General features: G+C 66.3%; 17 protein-coding genes and 1 tRNA gene. 9 read left to right on the top strand and 9 right to left on the bottom strand.

Annotation, left to right across the window (positions count from 1 at the left end):
* Positions 1-10 precede the first annotated feature (10 nt).
* Both BLT03_RS15595 and BLT03_RS15590 read left to right on the top strand, forming a co-directional pair.
* Positions 11-652, top strand: coding sequence for a retropepsin-like aspartic protease family protein (locus BLT03_RS15595; protein WP_092744688.1), 642 nt, complete (start codon positions 11-13; stop codon positions 650-652).
* Positions 653-668: 16 nt separating this feature from the next.
* A complete protein-coding gene (locus BLT03_RS15590) occupies positions 669-1682 on the top strand; it encodes an HD-GYP domain-containing protein (protein ID WP_092744687.1) in 1014 nt (337 codons plus the stop codon).
* A gap of 104 nt (positions 1683-1786) precedes the next feature.
* On the opposite strand, the gene plsY is transcribed toward BLT03_RS15590, so the two are convergent.
* From plsY to BLT03_RS15575, 3 genes are all read right to left on the bottom strand, one after another.
* Positions 1787-2416: a glycerol-3-phosphate 1-O-acyltransferase PlsY gene (gene plsY / locus BLT03_RS15585; protein WP_092744686.1), complete on the bottom strand. Its 630-nt coding sequence runs from the start codon at positions 2414-2416 to the stop codon at positions 1787-1789.
* A gap of 84 nt (positions 2417-2500) precedes the next feature.
* Entirely contained in the window at positions 2501-3004 is a 504-nt protein-coding gene (locus BLT03_RS15580; protein ID WP_092744685.1) for an aminoacyl-tRNA deacylase, read from the bottom strand.
* Positions 3001-4062, bottom strand: a complete 1062-nt coding sequence (locus BLT03_RS15575; protein WP_092744684.1) for an aldo/keto reductase — start codon at positions 4060-4062, stop codon at positions 3001-3003. The genes BLT03_RS15580 and BLT03_RS15575 overlap by 4 nt, the downstream gene beginning before the upstream one ends.
* Positions 4063-4138: 76 nt before the next feature.
* Between BLT03_RS15575 and BLT03_RS15570 the strand changes: the two genes are divergently transcribed.
* The 7 genes from BLT03_RS15570 (at position 4139) to BLT03_RS15540 (ending at position 12057) form a co-directional block, all read left to right on the top strand.
* Positions 4139-5080 carry a DNA-formamidopyrimidine glycosylase family protein gene (locus tag BLT03_RS15570; RefSeq protein WP_092744683.1) on the top strand — a complete coding sequence of 314 codons (942 nt, stop codon included), beginning with the start codon at positions 4139-4141 and terminating at the stop codon, positions 5078-5080.
* A 105-nt stretch (positions 5081-5185) separates the two neighbouring features.
* On the top strand, positions 5186-6130 hold the full coding sequence (locus tag BLT03_RS15565) for an alpha/beta fold hydrolase (RefSeq protein ID WP_092744682.1): 945 nt from the start codon (positions 5186-5188) through the stop codon (positions 6128-6130).
* Between the two features lie 187 nt (positions 6131-6317).
* Positions 6318-7422 (top strand): peptide chain release factor 2 gene (gene prfB / locus BLT03_RS15560; RefSeq protein ID WP_139160408.1). Its coding sequence is split into 2 segments (ribosomal slippage): positions 6318-6398 and positions 6400-7422, totalling 1104 coding nucleotides; the frame shifts between segments, so codons are not numbered across the junction.
* 25 nt (positions 7423-7447) lie between these two features.
* Complete coding sequence (gene pepN, locus BLT03_RS15555; RefSeq protein WP_092744779.1) at positions 7448-10168, top strand: aminopeptidase N; 2721 nt, start codon at positions 7448-7450, stop codon at positions 10166-10168.
* Positions 10169-10189: 21 nt separating this feature from the next.
* A complete protein-coding gene (locus BLT03_RS15550) occupies positions 10190-11197 on the top strand; it encodes a class 1 fructose-bisphosphatase (RefSeq protein ID WP_092744681.1) in 1008 nt (335 codons plus the stop codon).
* Positions 11198-11208: 11 nt separating this feature from the next.
* A tRNA-Thr gene (locus BLT03_RS15545) sits at positions 11209-11284 on the top strand.
* A gap of 287 nt (positions 11285-11571) precedes the next feature.
* A complete protein-coding gene (locus BLT03_RS15540; RefSeq protein ID WP_092744680.1) occupies positions 11572-12057 on the top strand; it encodes a hemerythrin domain-containing protein in 486 nt (161 codons plus the stop codon).
* A gap of 155 nt (positions 12058-12212) precedes the next feature.
* Here BLT03_RS15540 and BLT03_RS15535 read toward each other — a convergent pair whose 3' ends face one another.
* Genes BLT03_RS15535 through lpxD form a run of 6 tightly spaced genes read right to left on the bottom strand, consistent with a single transcriptional unit; the run spans position 12213 to position 17109 of the window.
* Positions 12213-12995 carry a TrmH family RNA methyltransferase gene (locus tag BLT03_RS15535; protein WP_092744778.1) on the bottom strand — a complete coding sequence of 261 codons (783 nt, stop codon included), beginning with the start codon at positions 12993-12995 and terminating at the stop codon, positions 12213-12215.
* Positions 12992-13714 (bottom strand): ribonuclease HII, encoded by a 723-nt coding sequence (rnhB, locus tag BLT03_RS15530; protein ID WP_092744679.1) that lies wholly within the window; start codon positions 13712-13714, stop codon positions 12992-12994. The genes BLT03_RS15535 and rnhB overlap by 4 nt, the downstream gene beginning before the upstream one ends.
* Complete coding sequence (lpxB, locus tag BLT03_RS15525; protein WP_092744678.1) at positions 13686-14855, bottom strand: lipid-A-disaccharide synthase; 1170 nt, start codon at positions 14853-14855, stop codon at positions 13686-13688. The genes rnhB and lpxB overlap by 29 nt, the downstream gene beginning before the upstream one ends.
* Before the next feature lie 5 nt (positions 14856-14860).
* The gene (gene lpxA, locus BLT03_RS15520) at positions 14861-15652 is read right to left on the bottom strand and encodes an acyl-ACP--UDP-N-acetylglucosamine O-acyltransferase (protein WP_092744677.1); all 792 of its coding nucleotides are present in this window, start codon (positions 15650-15652) and stop codon (positions 14861-14863) included.
* A 22-nt stretch (positions 15653-15674) separates the two neighbouring features.
* A complete protein-coding gene (gene fabZ, locus BLT03_RS15515; RefSeq protein WP_092744676.1) occupies positions 15675-16115 on the bottom strand; it encodes a 3-hydroxyacyl-ACP dehydratase FabZ in 441 nt (146 codons plus the stop codon).
* A 13-nt stretch (positions 16116-16128) separates the two neighbouring features.
* A complete protein-coding gene (gene lpxD, locus BLT03_RS15510) occupies positions 16129-17109 on the bottom strand; it encodes a UDP-3-O-(3-hydroxymyristoyl)glucosamine N-acyltransferase (protein ID WP_092744675.1) in 981 nt (326 codons plus the stop codon).
* Positions 17110-17120 lie beyond the last annotated feature (11 nt).

The following is a 17120-nucleotide window of genomic DNA, read 5'->3' as shown; positions in this document are numbered from 1 at the left end:
GCTGTCGTCCATGCTCCTGCGTGCCCTTCCCCTTGCCGCAGCCTTGGCGCTGGCGCCCTGGCTGGCCCATGCCCAGGCCGTGGCGCTCTCCGGCATTCTGGGGACCAAGGCGCTGCTGGTGGTCAACGGCGGCGCGCCGCGCGGTGTGGGGCCCGGCGAAAGCCACCAGGGCGTGAAGGTGGTGTCGGTGGGCCGCGACGAGGCCGTGGTGGAGGTGGCCGGCGCGCGCCGCACGCTGATGCTGGGCGAGGCCCCCGTCAGCATCGGCAGCCGCGGGGGCAGCGGCAAGCGCGTGGTGCTCACCGCCGACAGCCGCGGGCATTTCGTGAACAGCGGCACCATCAACGGCCGCGCCATGCAGTACATGGTGGACACGGGCGCGAGCACGGTGGCCATCGGCCAGCCCGAGGCCGACCGCATGGGCCTGGCCTACCGCAGCGGCCAACCGGTGCTGCTAGGCACCGCCAACGGCACGGCCCAGGGCTGGCGGGTGAAGCTCGATTCGGTGCGCGTGGGCGATGTGGAGGTGTTCGGCATCGAGGCCGTCGTCACGCCGCAGCCCATGCCCTTCGTGCTGCTGGGCAACAGCTTTCTCAACGAGTTCCAGATGAGCCGCGTCAACGACCAGATGGTGCTGGAAAAGCGCCAGTAGACCGCGCCCCATGCCCATGAGCCATCCCGCCGGCAGCGAGCCGACCGACAGCGAATACGAAGACCTGCTCGGGCTGTGGTCGGACCTCGAATCGGCACTGTCGGTGCTGCTCTCGCGGCCGATGCAGGTGCATGACTTTCCGGCCAAGGTGCGCCAGTGCGACCGCTGGCTGCAGGACCTGGTGGCGCACGACATCGACGCGGCGCTGTACCTGATGTTCCAGCTGGCCGCGACCTCCACCGTGGGCTACAGCGCCTCGCATGCGCTGGTGTGCGGCACGCTGTGCCACATCCTGGCGCAAGAGCTGCAATTGCCGTCCCTGGAGCGCGACAGCCTGGTGCGCGCCGCCATCACCATGAACATCGGCATGACCGCGCTGCAGGACGAACTGGCCGGCCAGCGCGAGCGGCCCAGTCCGGCGCAGCAGGAAGCCATCGAATCGCACCCGGGCAAAAGCATGACCCTGCTGGAGCAGCTGGAGGTCAAGGACCCGCTCTGGCTGGACGTCGTCGGCCAGCACCATGTGCCGCTGGGCGAGGCGCAGCCATTGGCCGGCATGGTCGCTGAAGAGCGCCTCAGCCGCATCCTGGGCACCATCGACCGCTATGCGGCAATGATCAGCCCGCGCAAATCGCGCGCCGGCCGCAGCGCCACCGATTCGGTGCGCGCCATCGTCGGCCAGGACGTGGACCGGCGCGACGAGGTCAGCTACGCGCTGGTGCGCGCCGTGGGCCTGTGCCCGCCCGGCACCTTCGTGCGGCTGGACAACGGTGAGACGGCGCTGGTGCTGCGCCGCAGTGAAAAGGTGAATTCGCCCCTGGTGGCCAGCCTGCTGGACCGCGAAGGCGAGCAACTGGCCCAGCCGCGCCTGCACCAGACCGCGGCCGGCAAGCCGCGCATCCAGTCGGCCGTGGCGCGGCCGGCGGTGAAGGTGGAGCTCAACCACCGCACGCTGGTGCGCCTGGGCCACTACGCGGCGCAGCACAGCAGCGGGTTGATGGGCTTGGTGAACACGCCCGGCCGGCCCTGAGCCGGGCGCCTGATCGCTTCAATTCATCCCTGGTCAGAGGGGCTGCGCGCACCGCAACACCGCAACATTGCGGCACCGCGGCCTGGGGCGGCTGCCCCGCCCGCTCAGGACTTCTTCTTGCCCAGCCGGGATTCGGTGCCGGCCATGAGGCGGCGGATGTTCTCGCGGTGGCGCCACACCAGCAACGCCGACATGGCGGCGATGGACACGCCGATGGTCGCATCGGTGTACCAGAGCACCCCGCCAAAGAGCACGTAATAGAGCGGCGCGAACACCGCCGCGGCCAGCGAGGCCAGCGACGAGTAGCGAAAGAAGAACGCGATGATCACCCAGGTCAGCAGCGTGGCCAGGCCCAGCCAGGGGCTGATGCCCACCAGCACGCCCAGCGCCGTGGCCACGCCCTTGCCGCCTTCGAATCGGAAGAACACCGGCCACAGGTGGCCGAGGAACGCCGCCAGGCCCACCAGCGCCACGGTGCCGTCTTCCAGGCCGTAGGGCTTGCCGAAGGCCTGCACCAGCACCACGGGCAGCCAGCCCTTGACGGCGTCCAGCAGCAGCGTGATCACGGCGGCGGCCTTGGAGCCGGAACGCAGCACGTTGGTGGCGCCGGGGTTCTTGCTGCCATAGGTGCGCGGATCGTTCAGGCCCATGGTGCGGCTTACGATGACGGCGAACGACAGCGAACCGAGCAGGTAGGCGGCCACGGTGGCCAGGAGGCTATAAACAGTGGTCAAGGTAGGAATTCCTTCAGGGATGCAAGCGCGGCGGGTGCCCCGTGGGCGGGCACCCGCCGCGTGGCGCCGGTTCGGCGGGGCGGCCTATTCTGCCAGCGCGCACTGCACCGGTTTGGCACCGAGCTGCTGCACGCACACCTGCGGATCGATCTGCACCAGAAAGCCCCGGCGCCCGCCGTTGATGGCGATGCGCGGCAGCGCCAGGATGGACTCCTCGATGTACACCGGCATGTCGCGCCGCGTGCCGAACGGCGAGGTGCCGCCCACCAGATAGCCGCTGTGGCGGCTGGCCACCTCGGGCTGGCAGGGTTCAACCGACTTCGCGCCGATCTGCCGCGCGAGGTTTTTGGTGGACACCTTGCGGTCGCCGTGCATCAGCACGATGAGGGGCTTGGCGTCCTGGTCCTGCATCACCAGCGTCTTGACGACGACGTGTTCGTCCAGGCCCAGGCTGGCCGCGCTGTGCGCAGTGCCACCATGCTCCACATAGTCATACGGGTGCTCGGTGAACGGCACGCCCTGGCGCCGCAGCCACTGGGTGGCCGGGGTTTCGCTCACATGGGCGGCCTTGGCGCCCTTCTTGCTCACAGGGCCGGGTCTCGCAACTCCCAGCGGACCGCGTCGATGGCCGCCAGCAGTTCGGGCGAGAGAGTGGTGCCCCAGGCGTCCAGGTCTTCGTCGAGCTGGGCGAGCGAGGTCACGCCGATGATCGTGCTGGCCACCTGCCACTTGGTGTAGCAAAAGGCGAGCGCCATCTGCGTGGGCGTGAGGCCATGCTCGCGCGCCAGGGCGTTGTAGCGGCGGGAGGCTTCCAGCGCCTCGGGCCGGCCCCAGCGCTGCTTGCGCACCGATTCGTAGCTGGCGATGCGCGCGCCCTTCGGGGCATCGGCGCCGGTGGTGCCGCTGGCGTCGTACTTGCCGGTCAGCAGCCCGAAACCCAGTGGCGAATACGCCAGCAGCGACACGCCCAGGCGGTGGCAGGTTTCGTCCATGCCGTTTTCCCAGGTGCGGTTGATGAGGCAGTACGGGTTCTGCACCGTCGCCACGCGCGGCAGGCCGTGCTGCTCGGCCAGCCGCACGAATTCGTGCACGCCGTAGGGCGTTTCGTTGGACAGGCCGATGGCCCGCACCTTGCCCGCCTTCACCAGCCCGGCCAGCGCCTGGAGCTGGTCATGGATCGGCGTAGCCGAGGTTTCCTTGGCGGGGTCGTAATACAGCGTGCCGAAGGCCGGCACGTGGCGCTCGGGCCAGTGGATCTGGTAGAGGTCGATCACGTCGGTCTGCAGGCGCTTGAGGCTGGCGTCGCACGAGGCCACGATGTCGGCCGGGGTCATGCCCTTGCCTTCACGCACCCACGGCATGCCGCGCGAGGGGCCCGCCACCTTGGTGGCGAGCACGGTCTTTTCACGGGCCCCGGGGCGGCTGGCGAACCAGCGACCGATGATGGTTTCGGTGGCGCCATAGGTCTCGGCGCGGGCGGGCACGGCATACATCTCGGCGGTGTCGATGAAGTTCACGCCCCGCTCCAGCGAGCGGTCGAGGATGGCGTGGGCCGTGGGTTCGTCCACCTGTTCGCCGAACGTCATGGTGCCCAGGCAGATGGGCGTGACCTGGAGCGCGCTGGCGCCCAATGTGATTTTTTGCATGGGGAGAAGACCTACAAACTGCGAATGGGCTGGGCAGAATAATGGATTTTCCCCGTTCACGCAGCGAGAGCGCCCCATGCCCGAAGGCCCGTCCATCGTGATTCTGAAACAGGCCGCGAAGCCGTTCGAAGGCCGCACCATCGAGCGCGTGGAAGGCAACACCCGCCTGGACAAGGACCGGCTGGTGGGCCGGCGCATCGTGGCCGTGCGCAGTTGGGGCAAGCACTTTCTGCTCGAACTGGACGGCCTGGCGCTGCGGGTGCACTTTCTGCTGTTCGGCACCTACCGCATCAACGAGCGCAAGGACATGCCCGCGCGGCTGTCGCTGGGATTTTCAGGCGGCGACGAGCTGAATTTCTACACCAGCTCGCTGCAGTTCATCGAGGCGCCGCTGGACTCGGTGTACGACTGGCACGCCGACGTCATGTCCGACCAGTGGGACCCGGCCCTTGCCCGAAAGCGCCTGCGGGCGCGGCCCGACCTGCTGGCCTGCGACGCCCTGCTGGACCAGGACGTGTTTGCCGGCGTGGGCAACATCATCAAGAACGAGGTGCTGTTTCGCATCCGCGTGCATCCGCTGTCCACTATGGGCGCGCTGCCGGCCCCCGTGCTGCGATCGCTGGTCGAACAGGCGCGGCAGTATGCGTTCGAGTTTCTGGAATGGAAGAAGCAATTCGTCCTCAAGCAGCACTGGCAGGCCCACCGCCAGACCACGTGCCCGCGTTGCCAGATTCCGCTGCACCATGCCAAGCTCGGCAAAACGAACCGGCGTTCGGATTTCTGCGAGCGCTGCCAGGTGCGCTACGGCGATGCCGGCGTGGCCGTGGTGCCGGTGGATGTGCCGGTGAAAAAGCGCGCGGCCCAACCAGCCGCCGCGGCCAGGAAGCGCGCGCCTTTGAAAGCGGCGGCGACCGCATCGCCCTCGGCGGCCACGAAAAAGAGCGCGGCAAAGCCGCGGTCCTCCGCGCCCTCCCCGGAGGCTCCACCCGCCTCGCGATCACGCAAGCGGGCGGCGTAACGAAAACGTGAGGCGATCAGCCGCCGCACCACCGCATCGCCCCGGCCGGCCCGCTTTGTCCCTGCCTTGACTGACTGAGCCGCGCGGCGAGCAAATAATCGCCCGATGTACCAGCCCGTCCGCGCTTCGCACAGCGAATTCGTCCCCATCCGCACCCTGCAGTACCACGTCCGCCGCTGGAATGCCGATGCGCCCGCCTCGCTGCCATCGCCCGACAGGCCGCTCCTGGTCCTGATGCACGGCTGGATGGACGTCGGCGCCTCGTACCAGTTCGTGGTGGACGCGCTGTCTGAGGATTTCTTCGCCGGCCGCCCCGTCATCGCCGCCGACTGGCGCGGCTTCGGCCTGAGCCGCATGCCGACGCCCTGCGACCACTACGTGTTCCCCGACTACCTGGCCGATCTGGACCACCTGCTGGACTACTACGCCCCAGGCCAGCCAGTCGATCTGGTCGGCCATAGCATGGGCGGCAACGTGTGCATGGCCTATGCCGGCGTGCGGCCCGGGCGCATCCGGCGGCTGGTCAACCTGGAAGGCTTCGGCCTGCCGGCCACCACGCCGGACCAGGCGCCCAAGCGCTACGCCCAGTGGATGGACGAGCTCCGCGCGCTGGAGCGCGGCGAAAAATCGCTGCGGGGCTACGACAGTGCGGACGGCGTCGCACAGCGCCTCATCAAGACCAACCCGCGCCTGTCCGCCGACAAGGCCGCCTGGCTGGCCCGGCAGTGGGCCGAGCCCGACGCGCAGGGCCAGTGGCGAATCCTCGGCGACGCTGCGCACAAGATCACCAGTTCGCAGATCTACCGCGTGGAGGAAGCGCTGGCGATGTACGCCGCCATCACCGCGCCCACGCTGGCCGTCGAGGCCAGCGACGACAGCATGGGCCTGTGGTGGAAAGACCGCTACGACCTCGACGAATACCACGCCCGCCTGCACCATGTGCGCGACTGCCGCACGGCGGTGGTCCAGGACGCGGGCCACATGCTGCACCACGACCAGCCGCAGGCGGTGGCCGCGCTGATCGAGAAGTTCCTGAGCGATTCCGAATGAAAAAGGCCTCCAGCGCATATTCCTCTAGGGAACATCGCTATCATTTTTGATGATCCACTTTCCGGATTGCCAGGATCAAACAGGCGCCGGGCGGCGACCTGCGCCCCGTCAGGGGACATTGGAAGGCCAGCGCGGCATCGCATGAGAAAATCGCCGGTTATTCCAACGAACACTCAGGACACGCACCATGGACGCAGAACGTATCAACCTCATCGGCAACACCCTCTCCGACCTGACCGTGCGCACGCAAGAGTTACGGAGGTATCTTTGACTTCGATGCCAAATTCGAACGCCTGCGCACGGTAAACGCGTCGCTGGAAGACCCGACGGTCTGGAACGACCCGAAGAAGGCCCAGGAACTGGGCAAGGAAAAGAAGAGCCTGGACGGCGTGGTGCTCACGCTGGATAAGCTCACGCGCGAGCTGGCCGACAACACCGAGCTCTTCGACATGAGCAAGGAAGAAGGCGATGAGGACGGCCTGGCCACCATCGAGGCCGAGACCGCCAAGCTCAAGCCCGAGATCGAGCTGCTCGAATTCCGCCGCATGTTCAGCAACGAGGCCGATCCGCTCAACTGCTTCGTGGACATCCAGGCCGGCGCCGGCGGCACCGAAGCCTGCGATTGGGCCGGCATGCTGCTGCGCCAGTACCTGAAGTACGCCGAGCGTAAGGGCTTCAAGACCACGGTGGAAGACGAAACGCCGGGCGACGTCGCCGGCATCAAGAGCGCCACCATCAAGATCGAGGGCGAGTACGCCTATGGCCTGCTGCGCACCGAAACCGGCGTGCACCGCCTGGTGCGCAAGAGCCCGTTCGATTCGTCCGGCGGCCGCCACACCAGCTTCGCCAGCCTGTTCGTGTACCCGGAAATCGATGATTCGATCCAGATCGACATCAATCCGGCCGACGTGCGCACCGACACCTTCCGCGCCAGCGGCGCCGGCGGGCAGCACATCAACAAGACCGATTCGGCCGTGCGTTTGACGCACATTCCGACCGGCATCGTCGTTCAGTGCCAAGATGGCCGCAGCCAGCACAGCAACCGCGATGTGGCATGGCAGCGCCTTCGCTCGCGCCTGTACGACTTCGAGATGCGCAAGCGCCAGGAAGAGCAGCAAAAGCTGGAAGACACCAAGACCGATGTCGGCTGGGGCCACCAGATCCGCAGCTACGTGCTGGACAACAGCCGCATCAAGGATCTGCGCACCAACGTCGAAATCTCCGCCACCCAGAAGGTGCTGGACGGCGATCTCGACGCCTTCATCGAAGCCTCCCTCAAGCAGGGCGTGTAATGCGCCCGGAAAGCCCCAAGCCATGATGAGAGAAGGACACGCCACGGCCATCCACCGTGCCGACTACACCGCCCCCGCGTTCTGGATCGACACGGTGGACCTCACGTTCGACCTGGACCCGGCCAAGACGCGAGTGCTCAGCAAGATGCGCGTGCGCCGCAATGCGGATGTGCCCGCCGCTCCTCTGCGCCTGGACGGCGACGAGCTGAACCTGGCGCGCGTGCTGGTCAACGGCGCCGGCACGTCGTTCAAGCTGGAAGGCGGCCAACTGGTGCTGGAGAACCTGCCGGAGGGCCACGAGCCCTTCGACCTGGAGATCTTCACCACCTGCGTGCCGGCCAAGAACACGCAGCTGTCGGGCCTGTACGTGAGCCAGGGCACCTTCTTCACCCAGTGCGAAGCCGAGGGCTTTCGGCGCATCACCTATTTCCTGGACCGTCCCGATGTGATGGCCAGCTTTACCGTGCTGCTGCGCGCCGACAAGGCCGCCTACCCGGTGCTGCTGTCCAACGGCAACCTGATCGAGCACGGCCCGCTGGACGACGGCCCGAACGGCGCCCGCCACTTCGCCAAGTGGCAAGACCCGCACAAGAAGCCCTGCTACCTGTTCGCGCTGGTGGCCGGCAAGCTGGTGGCGCGCGAGCAGCGCATTCGCGCGCGCTCCGGCGCCGACCACCTGCTGCAGGTGTACGTGCGCCCGGGCGACCTGGAAAAGACCGAGCACGCGATGAATTCGCTCATGGCCAGCGTGGCGTGGGACGAAGCGCGCTTCGGCCTGCCGCTCGATCTGGAGCGCTTCATGATCGTCGCCACGAGCGACTTCAACATGGGCGCGATGGAAAACAAGGGCCTGAACATCTTCAACACGAAGTACGTGCTGGCCAGCCAGGCCACGGCGACCGATGTGGATTTCGCCAACATCGAAAGCGTGGTGGGCCACGAGTACTTCCACAACTGGACCGGCAACCGCGTGACCTGCCGCGACTGGTTCCAGCTGTCGCTGAAGGAAGGCCTCACCGTCTTTCGCGACCAGGAATTCAGCCAGGACCTGTCGGGCAGCCCCTCGGCCCGCGCCGTCAAGCGCATCGAAGACGTGCGCGTGCTGCGCACCGCCCAGTTCCCCGAAGACGCCGGCCCGATGGCGCACCCCGTGCGGCCCGACAGCTACGTCGAGATCAACAACTTCTACACCGTCACCATCTACGAAAAGGGTGCCGAGGTCGTGCGCATGATGCACACCCTGGTGGGCCGTGAAGGCTTCGCGCGCGGCATGAAGCTGTATTTCGAGCGCCATGACGGCCAGGCCGTGACCTGCGACGACTTTGCGCAGGCCATCGCCGACGCCAATCCGGACAGCGATCTGGCGCGGCTGCTGCCCCAGTTCAAGCGCTGGTACTCGCAGGCCGGCACCCCGCGCTTGCAGGCCACCGGCGTGTATGACGCGGCAGCGCGCACCTACACGCTGACGCTGTCGCAAAGCCTCGCGCCCACACCCGGCCAGCCGCTCAAGGAGCCCGCCGTGATCCCCGTGGCCCTCGGCCTGCTGGGCGCGGACGGCAGCGCCCTGCCGCTGCAGATGGAAGGCGAAGCCGCTTCGGGCGGCACCGACCGCACCGTGGTGCTGACCGAGCCCAGCCATTCGTTCACCTTCGTGAACGTCGACTCCCAGCCCGTGCCGTCGCTGCTGCGCGGCTTCAGCGCGCCCGTGCTGCTGGACATCGACTACCGCGACGACGAACTGCTCGCCCTGCTGGCGAACGACACCGACGCCTTCAACCGCTGGGAAGCAGGCCAGCGCCTGGCTTTGCGGATCGCTATCAAAACAATAGCTGACGAGGCAATCGATACGGCGGCAGACGGCCATATCGAGCAAAAGATCGTTCCCGACAGCTTCATCGAGGCCATGCGCGGTGTGCTGCGCCACCCCTGGCTGGATGCGGCTTTCAAGGAACTGGTGCTCAGCCTGCCGTCCGAAGGCTACATCGCCGAGCAACTCGACGTGGTGGACCCGCAGCGCGTGCATGCCGTGCGCGAGGCCATGCGGGCGCAACTCGCCGTCGCGCTGCAGCCGGAGTGGGAAGCCATCTGGGAACAGCACCACGATACGGGCGCCTACCGCCCCGACGCGATCTCGGCCGGCCGCCGCGCGCTGTCGGGCCTGGCGCTGTCCATGCTCTGCCTGGCGGCCCGCTCCAGCGGCGACGTCGTCTGGCCCGGCAAGGCGTATCAGCGCTTCAAGGACGCCAGCAACATGACCGACCGCTTCAACGCGCTCACGGCGCTGGTGTACAGCGGCCATGCGCTGGCCGAGCCGGCGCTGGCGCGGTTCCACGCCCTGTTCAAGGACGAGGCGCTGGTGCTGGACAAATGGTTCTCGCTGCAGGCGGGCACGCCCGACCGCGGCGGCCAGGTGCTGGCGGCCGTGCAGCAACTGATGAAGCACGCTGACTTCAGCCTCAAGAACCCGAACCGCGCCCGCAGCGTGATCTTCAGCTACTGCAGCGCCAATCCCGGTGGTTTCCACCGCCAGGACGGCGCGGGCTACCAGTTCTGGGCCGATCGCGTGCTGGAACTGGACACCTTGAACCCGCAGGTGGCCGCACGCCTGGCGCGCGCGCTCGACCGCTGGAAGAAGCTGTCTGACCCGTACCGCAGCGCAGCCCGCGACGCGATTGCGCGGGTGGCCGCCAAGCCCGACCTGTCCAACGACGTGCGCGAGGTGGTCACCCGCGCGCTGGCCGACTGAGAAGAAAAGGAAACCCATCCCATGGCAAAAACCATCAGCCTTACCCGCTACCTCGTCGAGCAGCAACGGGTGGACGGCCTCATCCCATCGCAGCTGCGCCTGCTGCTCGAAGTGGTCGCCCGCGCCTGCAAGAGCATCAGCCATGCCGTGAACAAAGGCGCGCTGGGCGGCGTGCTGGGCACCGCTACCAGCGAAAACGTGCAGGGCGAAATCCAGAAGAAGCTGGACATCATCGCCAACGAAGTGCTCATCGAAGCCAACGAATGGGGCGGCCATCTGGCGGCGATGGCCTCCGAAGAGATGGACAGCATCTACGTGGTGCCCAACCGGTATCCGCAGGGCGAATACCTGCTGCTGTTCGATCCGCTCGATGGCTCGTCGAACATCGACGTGAACGTGAGCATCGGCACCATCTTCAGCGTGCTGAAAAAGCCCGAAGGCCATCCCGGCGTGATGACCGAGGACTTTCTGCAGGCCGGCACCAAGCAGGTGGCCGCGGGCTACTGCATCTACGGCCCGCAGACGACGCTGGTGCTGACCGTGGGCGACGGCGTGGCCATGTTCACGCTCGACCGCGAACAGGGCTCGTTCGTGCTGGTGGAAGAGAACGTGCGCATTCCCGAAGACACCAAGGAATTCGCCATCAACATGAGCAACATGCGCCACTGGGATGCCCCGGTGAAGCGCTACATCGACGAATGCCTGGCCGGCACCGAAGGTCCGCGCGGCAAGGACTTCAACATGCGCTGGATCGCCAGCATGGTGGCCGACGTGCACCGCATCCTCACGCGCGGCGGCGTGTTCCTGTACCCCTGGGACAAGCGCGAACCCAACAAGCCCGGCAAGCTGCGGCTGATGTACGAAGCCAACCCCATGAGCTGGCTGGTCGAGCAGGCCGGCGGCGCCGCCACCAACGGCAAGCAGCGCATTCTGGACATCGAGCCCACGCAATTGCACGAACGCGTCAGCGTGGTTCTGGGCTCAAAAAATGAAGTGGAACGCGTGACACGCTACCATTCCGATATATAATTCGAGTCTTAGCCGGTGTAGCTCAGTCGGTAGAGCAGCTCATTCGTAATGAGAAGGTCGGGTGTTCGATTCATCTCTCCGGCACCAAAAATTAAAACCCCTGATTCGCAAGAGTCAGGGGTTTTTCTTTTGGCGCATTCGTTCGTGCTGCCAGGCAGCAACCGATGTCGATGCGGTGCTCTTTCAGCATCGGCGAACGGCAGGCCCACGGCCTCGATTCAACACCAATCAGCCTGGCGGAACGCTTTGAGAACTTTCCTCGAACTGCCCCTGCGCTGAGAAAAAAACGCGCATGGTGGTGGCTTGGCGTCCTACGGCAGGGCTCATACCTCCCGTGCAGCATGGCCTTCCCACTCAATCAATAAGGATTTGCCATGGCCACCCGTGCACCCCAAGACGCTTGTTCGATGCTTGACGCGGACCACCGCGCCGTGAAGAAAATGTTCAAGGAATACGAGTCGCTGATGGAGTCCCGCTCCAAGGCGGCTGCCACCCAGCGCTTCGAACTGGCACGCCAGATCTGCCGCGAACTGACGGTCCACGCGCAAATCGAGGAAGAGATTTTCTACCCCGCGCTGCGTGAAGCCCTCAAAGACACCGACCTGATCGCCGAAGCGGAAGTCGAGCACGCCAGTGCCAAAGACCTCATCGCACAGATCGAAGCAGCCAGCGCTGCCGATGAAATGTTCGACGCCAAAGTCACCGTGCTGGGCGAGTACATCGACCACCACGTGAAGGAAGAGCGCAACGAGATTTTTCCGAAGGCCCGCGCTGCCCGCAAGCTCGACCTGATGGCCATGCGCGAAGCGCTGGAAGCCCGCAAGGAAGAGCTGATGGCAGGCGAAGAAATGATGGCCTGATTCCAAATCTGGCTGGCTGGTGGCCGTTCGAGGCCACCGCGTGCAAAGAACATCAAAACGCAGATGGTCACGCCATCAGCGCTTTGATGCTCTTTGCTTTTTTGCGCTATGGCCTAGCGAACCTTCCTGGGCCGTCGCCGGCTGCGCTGATGGCGCTATCGCGCTGCGGACGCTGCACTGGCATGCAGACAGATGGCAGCCGCGGCGCCCACGTTCAGCGATTCTTCGCCGCCCGGCTGGGCGATGCGGATCAACTGGCTGGCGCGCTCCTGCAGCGCCAGGGAAACGCCCTGCCCTTCGTGGCCCATGATCCAGCCGCAGGGCCAAGGCAGCGCAGTGGCATGAAGAAACTCGCCCCCGTGTGAACTGGTCGCCAGCAGCGGCAGGCCGAGCGCGTCGATGTCCGTCGCTTCGAGCCCTTCCACCAGCCGCAGACCGAAGTGCGCGCCCATGCCGGCCCGCAGCACCTTGGCGCTCCACAGCGCCGCTGTGCCCTTGATGGCTGCGATCTGCCGAAAGCCGAAGGCTGAAGCGCTGCGCAGGATCGATCCGACGTTACCGGCATCCTGCAAGCGGTCGAGCACCACGGTGGGCTCGCTTGGCACCAGCGCTGCAGAACCGGGCATGTCCAGCACAAAGCCCATGCGCGCGGGAGATTCCAGGCCGCTCACGTCCGACCACAATGCATCTGCGATCACTATGTTTTTGATAGCAGCATGCCGGTATTCTTCTTGCGCCAGAGGCCAAAAAGACTCTGCATACACCCCGATGGCCGGCCGAACGCCCCGAGCCAGTGCGGCGCGGCACAAGTGGTCGCCCTCCAGCCAGACGCGGCCTTGCTTGCGGTAGGCAGCGCTGTCCTGCGCCAAGCGCCGCAGGTCCTTGACGAACGCGTTGTCGCGCGACTGAACGAAGGTGACGTTGTCCGCCGAAGTCATGCCGCCTGCCAATCCCCGTGCATCACGGCCTGCGGGGCAATGGCCTCGCCCAACGTCACCACGGTGGTGATTTGCGCAGCATGCGTTGCCAGACCTTGGTCACGGACAAGCGCGGCGGCCACCGGCGAAAACGAACGTCGGTGGTGCGGGCAGGCCCCATGCTGCTGCAGCGCCGCCATGTGCTCGGCCGTGCCGTAACCCTTGTGGCCGGCAAAGCCATATTGCGGATATTCCAGATGCAGCTGCGCGCACCAGCGGTCGCGCGTCACCTTGGCCAGGATCGATGCCGCCGAGATGGCCTGCACCAGGGCGTCGCCCTTCACGATGGCATCTGCAGGAACCTCCAGCACGGGCAGCCGATTGCCGTCCACCAGCACGCGGACCGGCTTCAGACGCAGCCCTTGCACCGCCCGCTGCATGGCCAGCATGGTCGCCTGCAGGATGTTGATGGTGTCGATCTCCTCGACGCTTGCTTCGGCGATGGCGCAGCACAGCGCCTTGGCGCGGATCTCGTCGTACAGCGCCTCGCGGCGCGCGGCCGTCAAGGTTTTGGAGTCGGCCAGGCCGGCGATCGGGTTCAGGTCGTCGAGGATGACGGCCGCCGCCACCACGGGCCCGGCCAGCGGACCGCGCCCGGCTTCGTCCACGCCTGCCACGAGGCCCGGGGGATGCCACGGCAGGCTCACCTGTTCAGGCGGCAAGGATTTTCTGGATCGCATCGGCAGCCAGTCGGGGGGTATCGCGGCGCAGGGTTTCATGCAGCGCGGTGAAGCGTTGCTCCAGTGCAGCGAGCGTTTCGGGAGAGTGCGTGCGTGCGTCCAGCCAGTGCGCCACGGCAGCAGCCAGCGCTGGCGGCGTCGCAGCGTCCTGGATCAGTTCGGGCACGACGAATTCGCCGCAGAGGATGTTCGGCAAACCCACCCAGGGTTGCAGTTGCTTTCGCCGCATGAGGCGCCAGCTGATGGGGTGCATGTGGTAGCCGATCACCATCGGCCGTTTGAACAACGCCGCCTCAAGCGTTGCCGTGCCGCTGGCGATGAGTGTGCAGTCGCAGGCCGCCAGCACCGTGTGCGATTGGCCATCCACGATCTGCACGGCATCGGCCAAGCCGCAGTCGCGCGCGATCTGCTCGATGCGCGCCCGCAGCGCCGGCACGGCAGGGATCACCAGCCGCAGGGCCGGACGCGCCTGGCGCAGCAAAGCGGCAGCGCGCAGGAACGGAGCGGCGATGTATTCGACCTCGGCCGCACGGCTGCCTGGCAGGATCGCCAGGACCTCGTCGCCATCGGCCAGACTCAGCCGGGCACGCGCCGCCTGGCGGTCAGGCTGCATTGGAATCACATCGGCCAAGGGGTGGCCGACATACGTGGCGCCGATGCCGTGCCGCGCCAGCAACTCGGGCTCGAACGGAAAAATGCACAGCACGTGGTCGGCGCTGCGCCGGATTTTTTCGATGCGGTCGGCACGCCACGCCCAGATCGACGGGCAGACGAAATGCACGGTCTTGATGCCTGCCGCGCGCAGGTCGGCTTCCAGCCCCAGATTGAAATCGGGCGCATCAACACCGATGAACACTTGCGGGCGATCTGCCAGCAGGCGGCCGCGCAGTTGCTTGCGGATCTGCACGATGCCCCAGAGTTTGCGCAGCAATTCGACACTGTATCCGTGCACTGCCAGGCGCTCGCTCGGCCACCAGGCGGTGAAGCCCCGGCGCTGCATTTGCGGACCACCGATGCCGTGCCCGGCGATGCCCGGCCACTGCGCCTGCAAGCCATCGAGCAGCAGCCCGGCCAGCAGATCGCCGGAGGTCTCGCCAGCCACCATCGCGATGCGAGGTGTGGAATCCGTAGCGGGCACCATCGCGGTCAGCGCGCGATACCGCGCGAAGAATGGGTGATGAAATCCAGCAGCAGAGCGATGTCGGGCGCCGCCTCGCCATGAGTGGCCGGCAGCTCGGCGATGGCCTGACGTGCTGCCTCCAGCGTGAGGCCCTGGCGGTAGAGCAGACGGTGCGCCTGCTTGATCGCAGTCAGCCGGTCGGGCGAAAAACCCCGCCGGCGCAGGCCTTCGAGATTCAGCCCGCGCACGGACAGCGGATTGCCGTCCACCATCATGAACGGTGGCACGTCCTGCGAAATGTGGCTGGCGAACCCGGCCATCACGTGCGCGCCCACCTTGGTGAACTGGTGCACGCCGGTCAGGCCGCCGATGATGGCGTGGTCGCCCACGTGCACGTGGCCCGCCAGCGTGGCATTGTTGGCCAGCACCGTTTGGTGGCCCACCACGCAGTCGTGGGCGATGTGCACATACGCCATGATCCAGTTGTCGTTGCCGATCGATGTCACGCCACGGTCCTGCGCCGTGCCCGTGTTGAATGTGCAGAACTCGCGGATGGTATTGCGGTCGCCGATGTGAAGCTCGGTGGGCTCGCCCGCGTACTTCTTGTCCTGCGGTGCGGCGCCCAGGGACGCGAACTGGAAGATCAGGTTGTCTTCGCCGATGGTGGTGCGCCCTTCGATGACGCAATGCGCCCCGACGGACGTGCGCGCACCGATCGACACGTGCGGCCCGATGACCGCATAAGGGCCGATGGTCGCAGACGCATCGATCCGCGCTGCCGGATCGACGATGGCTGTGGAGTGGATGCTGCTGGTCACGTGCCGCCCTGCCCTCGCAGCGTCAGCCCACGGTGCGCATGGTGCACATGATTTCGGCTTCGCAGGCCACGCTGTCGCCCACGCGCGCCAAGCCCTTGAACTTGTAGATGCCGCCCTTGATGCGGTCCAGATCCACTTCCAGAATGAGTTGATCGCCCGGCTCCACGGGGCGCTTGAAACGCGCTCCGTCGATGCCGACGAAATAGAACACCTTGTCGTCGCCCGGAGCCTCTCCCATCATGTCGAAGGACAGCAGGCCGGCAGCCTGGGCCAGCGCCTCGAGCATGAGCACGCCCGGCATCACCGGCCGGCTCGGGAAATGTCCGGTGAAGAAAGGCTCGTTGATCGTGACGTTCTTGAGCGCCTGGATGCGCTTGCCCCTTTCGAGTTCGACCACGCGGTCCACCAGCAGAAACGGATAGCGGTGCGGCAAGAGCTTGAGAATTTGGTGGATGTCCATCATTGGAAGATGCGGTCTAACCGTCTATTCGAGTTTGTTCGAGGGCCTTGATCCGCTCGCGCAGGCTGTGAAGCTGCTTGAGCGTGGCCGCGTTTTTTTCCCACTTCGCATTTTCGTCGATGGGAAACATGCCGGTGTATTGACCCGGCCGGGTCAGCGACCGCGTGACCACGGTGGCCGCAGAAACGTGGACGTGGTCGGCCAGTTCCAGATGTCCCAGCACGATGCCCCCCCCGCCTACCGTGCAATGGGCTCCGATGGTTGCGCTGCCCGCCACGCCCACGCAACCCGCCATGGCGGAGTGGCGGCCGATGCGGACGTTGTGGCCGATCTGAATGAGGTTGTCGAGTTTCACGCCGTCTTCGATGACGGTGTCTTCCAGGGCGCCCCGGTCGATGCAGGTGTTGGCGCCGATCTCGACGTCATTGCCGATGCGCACGGCACCCAGCTGCTCGATCTTCACCCACTCGCCGTTCTGCGGAGCGAAGCCGAAGCCGTCGGCACCGATCACCACGCCGGCATGCACGATGCAACGATCGCCGATGCGGCAGTCTTCACCCACCGTAACCCGCGACTTGAGCACCGTGCCCGCACCCACATGCGCACCGCGCTCGACCACGCACAGCGGGCCGATGTAGGCCGTTGGGTGGACGGAGGCGTCAGGATCGACCACCGCACTGGGATGCACGCCTTGCGGCGGTGCACCCGCGTGCGATCGCCTCCACAGCTGCGTAGCGCGCGCGAAATACACGTATGGCTCGTCTGCAACGATGCATGCGCCGCGGGCCAGACCCGCGTCGCGCATCGACGGCGCCACAATGACACAGGCCGCCCGGGAGGCGGCCAGTTGCTGCTGGTAGCGCGGATGGCTTAAAAAAGCCAGGTCACCCGGACCTGCAGACTCAAGGGGAGCAATGCGAAGAATCTCCGCATTCCTTTCGCCCCCCTCCAGCGTGCCGCCCAGCGCATCGACGATCTGTCCCAGAGACAGGCTCACGCCGCGCGCCC

This window comes from Paracidovorax valerianellae (assembly GCF_900102625.1).
Taxonomy (GTDB): Bacteria; Pseudomonadota; Gammaproteobacteria; order Burkholderiales; family Burkholderiaceae_C; genus Paracidovorax; species Paracidovorax valerianellae.
The sequence above is the reverse complement of the archived record's forward strand: the minus strand, read 5'-3'. Positions and strand labels throughout refer to the sequence as shown.